This is a genomic window from Nitrospira sp. (assembly GCA_029194665.1).
In the GTDB taxonomy this organism is placed as follows: Bacteria; Nitrospirota; Nitrospiria; order Nitrospirales; family Nitrospiraceae; genus Nitrospira_D.
Map to the genome: position 1 here is coordinate 1 of JARFXO010000014.1, position 2,441 is coordinate 2,441.

2 protein-coding genes are annotated in these 2,441 nt (G+C 51.8%); both read right to left on the minus strand.

The window, feature by feature from the left end; translation table 11 throughout:
• A partial coding sequence (locus P0119_22775) for a DUF6531 domain-containing protein (protein ID MDF0668886.1) occupies positions 1 to 1,399 on the minus strand: 1,399 nt, incomplete at its 3' end.
• A 420-nt stretch (positions 1,400 to 1,819) separates the two neighbouring features.
• A partial coding sequence (locus P0119_22780) for a hypothetical protein (protein ID MDF0668887.1) occupies positions 1,820 to 2,441 on the minus strand: 622 nt, incomplete at its 5' end.

Consider the following 2,441-nt stretch of genomic DNA (forward strand, 5'->3'; position numbering starts at 1 on the left):
ATTCATACGTCGTCACGTTTTCGAGTTCGTCGGTAACGGTTTCAAGGTAGCCCGCCGTGGTGTAGGTGTACGTTGTCGTGTGGTCGTTCGCGTCGGTGACACTCGTGCGTTGTCCATACGCGTTATAGTCATACGTTGTCACATTCTCGAGCGCATCGGTGACAGAAACAAGTGTGCCGTCTTGATACTCATATTCGGTTGTGTTGTCGCGTGCGTCGGTAACAGAGGTCAGGTCGTTCTCCACGTTGTAGGTGTAGGTGGTGACATTTTCGAGTTCGTCTGTGCGTGTGAGCAAATTCCCGCGCGCGTCGTAGGTCATGGTGGTCGTATGTTCGAGCGGGTCGGTGAGGGTGAGGATGTTGAAAGCCGCGTCATAGGTATAGGTTGTCTCGCCATCCAACGCATCCATACTTGTTATCACTTGTCCGGTGGCGTTCAACGTATAAAGCGTGTCGTGGGCGTTGCCGTCGGTAAAGGTGGTTTCGTTCGCATCGTAACCAAATTCTGCTACCTGAATCTCATCGCGCGTAAGCGTTTCTACGCGGTCATTGCCATCGTACGCAAAGACAGTATCATTTTCGCGCGGGTCGGTGAAGGTGGTGAGGTGTCCGCCGCTGTAAGCAAAGCCAGTGACATATTCCAGCGGGTCGGTCAGACTCGCAATCCCATTTCCGTCCCACGCGAGTTCTACCACATGACTGTCGTTATCGGTGATGCTTGTGAGTTTGTTGTTCGTGTACGCAAACGTTAAGGTTTGTCCGCCGGCGGCTTCTGCTTCGGTCAGAACATTGTTCGTGTAGGTGAGCGCGAGGGTGTTATCAAAACGGTCATGGAACGCGGTGAGCAGTCCGTTTGCATCAAATTCGTGCGCCGATTGATCGGTGTGTGTGAGGGTAAACGTTGAATCCATGTTTTCAACCAGCGTATCGAAAATGCCGGCGGGCGCTTGATATGTATCATCTATTTGTTTTTCAAATAAATGGTTTGTCCCATCACCATCGGTCAGTAAAACATCGCCATTACCTTGCTCTTGCAGCACGTAGGCAAAATTGTGCGTCCACACATTCGAGAGGGAATTGTAGGTGAGAACAAAATTCAAGGCGGGTCCGCGGCCTGGAATCGCGAACGCATTGTATTGTGTCACGAGATTACCATTGCAGACATTTACGCGTGTCGTCACGCGGTCGGTCAAGGTGAACGTTTGATACGTCCAAAAGCGTTCGATGCCCAGTCCACACTCTGCCGCTGACGGTGTTGGCGTGGGCGATGGGGTCATTGTTGGTGTAGAGGTAAACGTGGGCGTGGGCGTATCGGTTGCTTGCGCGCGCGGCTGCGCGTGAATAGTTGCCGCACTCATCAAAAGAACGAGAACGGCAATTCCAAAAAGAATTGCTTTCATTTTTCCTCCTGCAAGATGAATTTCTAAAATGCGCGCAGGAGAAAGAAAGACACAACGCATCTTCTATCCCACCAGCAAAAATTTAGTTTTGGGATGCGTTGTAGTATACTTTTTTCACCCTGTGCGCTTGCCGTTTCAAGCGGACGGGTTAGGACGGGAGAACTGCTCGTAACAGCTCTCCCGTCTGTTTCATTTTTCGTCGTTACATCGGCGCCTCCTAAATTGAAATGAACAAAGAATCAAGTTACGTTTGCGTTTGCAATCAAACGCCACGCGTCAATAGAATAGCACGCTTGTTCTTTTTGAAAATTCCCGGAATTGGGTATTTTTGAAAAAAATTTTCTGGGCGAGCGCGACAAGTAAAGCGTGACTCTTCAATCTTTGGTGAAATGGATTTGACTGCGCCTTACCATGCTTGACTCAACTCCGTACCACTGCACCCAAATCGTAATCCGTGCGCTGCATCCAGAGCCAGCCGAGCAAGCCACTGACGTTCACAATGGAGGGCTTCCGCTTATAGGTGCGCATCGTCCGATAGCGTTCTTTCACACACTGCCCAATCGCTTGTTCACTCGCATTGTTCGTACCATCCAGTTTCTGTTTTGTCGGCGAACGCCAACGCTGGAACAACGTCAAGCGCGCCCAATTTTCGGACCAGTCCAGCGTCAGCAACCGCAGGCGATACCACATGCTCGCACGCCCCCCTTGCGGCGGCGGCGGCGCACCTTGATACCGCTCGGCTAACTTGAGCATTTCGGCTTGTCCATTGGCAGGTAGTCCTTTGATCAACTCTTCCACCGTCTCGACATCTTCCAAGAATTGCTCGACGCTCAGTCCGGGTACTTCCCACGGCACGCGGTCAGGATGCTCCACCGCTTTCGTGCCGAGTGCGGCGACCAAGTCATGGACATTGCGATTGACATGCGCGCGACAAATTTGATGGGACAGTCCGAGCGCGTCGGCGACGTTTTTCATGCTGTCCGCATCATCGGTCACCAAGATTTCGACCCCGAGCTGTTTCGCCAAATCACGAATCCAGTCT